At 40.8% G+C, this 4,384-nt stretch carries 4 protein-coding genes; 1 reads left to right on the top strand and 3 read right to left on the bottom strand.

Going from position 1 to position 4,384, the window contains the following annotated elements:
- From B5G33_RS20740 to B5G33_RS20730, 3 genes are all read right to left on the bottom strand, one after another.
- Window positions 1-1,142, bottom strand: a 1,142-nt coding sequence (locus B5G33_RS20740) for a hypothetical protein (protein ID WP_204247448.1), incomplete at its 3' end; no start/stop codon positions are given.
- On the bottom strand, window positions 1,132-1,332 hold the full coding sequence (locus tag B5G33_RS20735) for a hypothetical protein (protein WP_087418966.1): 201 nt from the start codon (window positions 1,330-1,332) through the stop codon (window positions 1,132-1,134). The genes B5G33_RS20740 and B5G33_RS20735, both read right to left, overlap by 11 nt.
- A 389-nt stretch (window positions 1,333-1,721) precedes the next feature.
- Window positions 1,722-2,576 carry a tyrosine-type recombinase/integrase gene (locus tag B5G33_RS20730; RefSeq protein WP_087418965.1) on the bottom strand — a complete coding sequence of 285 codons (855 nt, stop codon included), beginning with the start codon at window positions 2,574-2,576 and terminating at the stop codon, window positions 1,722-1,724.
- Window positions 2,577-2,930: 354 nt separating this feature from the next.
- Here B5G33_RS20730 and B5G33_RS20725 point away from each other — a divergent pair, with 354 nt between their 5' ends.
- A complete protein-coding gene (locus B5G33_RS20725; RefSeq protein WP_087418964.1) occupies window positions 2,931-3,800 on the top strand; it encodes an Rpn family recombination-promoting nuclease/putative transposase in 870 nt (289 codons plus the stop codon).
- Window positions 3,801-4,384 lie beyond the last annotated feature (584 nt).

Raw genomic sequence — 4,384 nt, 5'->3', positions numbered from 1 at the left:
TAAAACCCCCCAGGATAAAAGAAAGTGCGGGAAAATCCGTCAGAATCTTTTACCCTGGGGGTTCGTTTATTTTGCTGGATTTGGGATAAAAAAGGTTGGTAGAAAGCGCCGGATAACACTTTAATTTCACTAAATTCATTTTCAGATTCATATAATCTATCGTTTACTTTTACGCTGTCAACATTCCAATTAGTTGCCTTTGCATACCCATCTATCTTTCCTCCTACGGGAAGGAGCACCTCGTCATCTGAGTATATTTTTCCATTTGTTTCTTTATTAATATGCTGAATGGTAACATTAACTTCCTTATCACCTTCCTGGATGATAACATATGTAGAAAAATGAGATGTATCAAATACTACCTGTCCTGCCTCATCGACCGTCCCATTCATATCTTCAATAGTGTTACTATCCTGAACATGCAGCACAGATGCCTCTTGTCCATTTGTAATTTCTGGTGTGTCCACAATAACCTGCACTGTGGATTCCGGCTGCACTTCTATGTCTCCCACCATAAATTTGATATCATATGCAAAAATATTTTCAATAGCGAATTTCTCTTCTATAGCCTTCTTCTCAACTGCATTTTCAATCTCATCCATAGCATCTTGTGCAGTAATTTCATTAACAGAAAGAACTGCCTCTTCTGGTAAAACGCCTTTAGAGGCTATCACTTTTACAAGGCTATCTCCCACTTGTTGGGACCACTCAATTTCTTCCGGTTCAGGCTGTTCTTCTGCAGTTGTTGTTTCTGTAGGTTGTTCCTCTGCATTCTGAGTCTCTTCCCCTGTAGTCTCCTCTGTAGTTGGCACTTCAGTCTCTGCGGTCTCACCTGCTGCTTCCTGAACCGACTCTGTAGTCTCTCCAGAAACCTCTGTAGTTTCCTGTTCTTCGGTTTCCTGTACAGGTTCTTCTGAAATTTCTACCGATTGAGTGTCAATTCCTGCTTCCTCTGTCTGCACCTCTGTCTCCGGTACTGTCTCTTCTTCCAGACTCTGTGCTGCTGCCTGGGTCTCCGTGGTCTCAGTTCCGGATGCTTCTGTCTGCACTTCTCCTTCGGCCATGGCGGAGATGCTGGCACTCAGCATCAGAACCATGGAAAGTATCAGGGCCAGTAATCTTTGTTTCTTTTTACTTTTCATGGTATCCTCCTTCTAATGCTTTATTTTCTCTATCTAACTGCACTGCCTCTTCAATAAGACTGATCATTTCCAATGTACTTCGGAAGCATTTCCTTTCCTGTTTTTCTGCCCAGAGAATGCTTCCCTGCCAGGTAGAATTCTGGCAGTCATGTATGCGAATTACAAAGGTCTCCTCTTTCTTTCCAGCCAACTAGTTCTTGCCTCCTCTCCCCGCAGGCTCCTTTAACATTACCTCTTCTGTATAGTATTCTTTACTATTGATCATATTACATACTTTTATTATTTATCGGGGGTCTGCCTGCTTTTCTTCTGACGAGATTTACTACATAATATGAATTATGTGGTAGTAAAAAAAGGCAGACTTTGTCAGTCATTACATATTTTTTGTGTATTTCAATAAAATCTTTTTTGTGTAATGCAAAAGCACCATTTTTGATTGTGAAACCACCCGAAAATGGGCTTCCCCTTGTTGACGAGGCCCATTTTTGATGATAAGATTTATATAAATTTTAGAAAGAATATCTATATTTCAGAAATATTCACGTTTGTACTACCACATAATTCATATTATGTGGTTTTTTATATTTGCAGTTCTTTCATACGGTTTAGCTGTTTCTGATACATCTCTCCGCTGGTGGACGTGTAGACTCTTGTAACGTTCAGGCTGCTGTGTCCCAGCAGATCCGCCAGCCCTACCAGATCTTTTGTACTGTTATAGTAGGCTCTTGCAAACAGGTGCCGGAAATTGTGTGGAAAAATCTTGCTTCCTTTAATCCCTGTCTTTTCCTGTAAGGCTTTCATTTCGCTCCAGATATTGCTTCGGTCTTTTGGCTTTCCATTTCTCGTAATAAAAATACATCCCTCCCGGATTCCCTGCTGCCTGCAGTAAGCCAGGAGTTTTTTTCTTATAGCTTCCGACAGAAAGATTCTCCTGTATTTTCCCTTATTAAAAATTTCGATTCTGCCCTTTTTTACTCTTTCTACAGTAAAATACTGAAGTTCACTGATCCGGATACCAGTGACAGCAATGGTTTCCATGCACAAAGCCAGTTGTTCTTTCCCCTGGCTTCTGGCTGTCTCTACCAGCTGCCGGAACTCTCCATTTGTCAGCTCTTTTTCTTCCTGCAGGAAAAGACTCCTCTGAACTTTGATCCTTTTTACTCTGAGGGACTCGCAGCCCATAAATTTCAGGAACTGATTCAGCGCCGCCAGCATGGAATTAGCGCTGCTTACTGCATAATGTTCCAGGAGCCACTCTTTATATAGAAGCAATCTTGACTTATCTACATTCCTGTCCGTTCCCAAGTATCCAAAAAAGGTCCGGATATCCGTCATATACTTTTTAATTGTGGACGGTGCATTCTCCCTTTCGTACAAATATTGTTTGAACTCCCTTATGTCTTTTTCCTGGATGTTTATAAAATTTTTCTGCATGTAATGATTCCTCCTTTATATTTTCATGCTATCTGTATTCTACAAAAGGGCAGTCACTTTTTCTCCGATTTTTACATTTTGGCAACGACTTTTGCTTCTCCAATCGTCGCCGTCTGGGAATACCAGGTAAATTTCTTTTTCCAACTGAATTATCTTGTTTCCTCTAAAGCACTGTGCTATCATGATCTTAAGTAAATCTTTATTTAAATTCTGAATATCTCAGAAATCATCGCAGCGCTTCTGCTGCAAATTCCACTTTTTACAATGTATCTTTAACATAGGTTCCAGGACTTCCTAATACTTTTTTCTTTACAGCAGAGTCCGGGGCGTTCTATAATGAAAGGAGAATTGCACATGGATCAAAACGTGAAGCAGCAATTGCAGTTGAAAGACCTGACTCTCTTAGATCGTTTTCTCTTCTCAGAGACTATTGAGGACCCAAAGAATCTACAGATCATTTTGGAAATCATTCTGGGCAGGGATATTATCCTGAAATATCTTCCCCAGCCGGAGAAAGAGCAGAAAAAATCTCCTCTCTACCGTCATATCCGGGTGGATGTATGGTCGGAGGATATTTATAACACGGTCTATGATGTAGAAGTGCAAAAGGAGAATACCAAAAATCTTCCTCACCGCAGCCGTTTCTACCAAAGTATTATTGACAGCAAGCTTCTGAAGCCAGGGGAGCGAAACTTCAATCAGCTCAAAGATGTCTATGTAATAATCATCGCTCCCTTTGATCTCTTCGGTTACAGGAAATATCAGTATACCTTTGAAATGCGCTGCCGGGAAGTTCCGGAACTGGCTATGGAAGACGGAGCCATCCGGATTTTCCTGAATACCCACGGTGAAAATCCGGAAGAGGTAAACCCTGAACTGGTGGAACTTCTGGACTATATGGAACACACGAATCAGAATATTTCCGTTCCTTACAGCAGCAGCCGGGTCAGAGAACTGCAAAATAGTGTGAACACAATTGTAGAAAATGAAGAAGTGGGGGTTCGGTTTATGCAGGCTTGGGAAGAACTGGCTTTAGAAAGAGAGAAGGGACTGGAGGAAGGATTAGCGAAAGGTTTAGAAAAAGGACTAAAAGAAGGTGAAAAACTTCAGCTTCAAAATCTAATTCGGAAAAAACTCCAGAAAGGGCAGACTGTGGAACAGATTGCGGACGCTTTAGAGGAAACTCCGGAAAGGATACAACAGTTAATCGATGAGATGGCTTAATCCGGAAGAGGTAAATCCTGAACTAGTGGAACTTTTCCACTATATGGAGCACCTCAATCAAGAAGCCTCTGTTCTCTACAGCAGCAGGTCAGAGAACTGCAAAACAATGTAAATATAATTGTAAAAAATGAAAAAGTGGGGGTTCGGTTTATGCAGGCTTGGGAAGAACTGGCTTTAGAAAGAGAGAAGGGACTGGAGGAAGGTGAAAACTTCATCTTCAAAATCAGATTCAAAAGAAGCTCCAGAAAGGGCAGGCTGTGGAACAGATTGCTGAAGCTTTAGAGGAGACTCCGGAAAGGATACAGCAGTTAATCGATGAGATGGAATAATTCCTTTCGAGACTATGAAGAAAAGTCTGTAAATAAGATTCTTCTATGATAAGATTGGGTAAAAGGCTTAAAAATGAGCTTTTTACCTTTCTATATAAGAAAACAAGAAGCCCTATCTGATGGGCCAGTCCAATAGTAAAAGGTAGTGTAAAAAACTTTGTGGCTTTGGTAAAAAATGGCTCCTTTTTGGTAAGAATTACAGATATGACAATTCTTATCGAAAAGGAGTTTATTTATGGCAGTAGCAAAAGACCA

The organism is Blautia sp. An81, from assembly GCF_002161285.1.
GTDB classification, from domain to species: Bacteria; Bacillota; Clostridia; order Lachnospirales; family Lachnospiraceae; genus Blautia; species Blautia ornithocaccae.
Note: the sequence above shows the minus strand (reverse complement) of the source record. Positions and strands in the feature narration are given on the sequence as shown.

What these genes read in the sequence shown, in the direction of transcription:
- B5G33_RS20730 (WP_087418965.1), bottom strand. Translation starts at nt 2,576, where the DNA reads ATGCAGAAAAATTTTATAAACATCCAGGAAAAAGACATAAGGGAGTTC.
- B5G33_RS20725 (WP_087418964.1), top strand. Translation starts at nt 2,931, where the DNA reads ATGGATCAAAACGTGAAGCAGCAATTGCAGTTGAAAGACCTGACTCTC.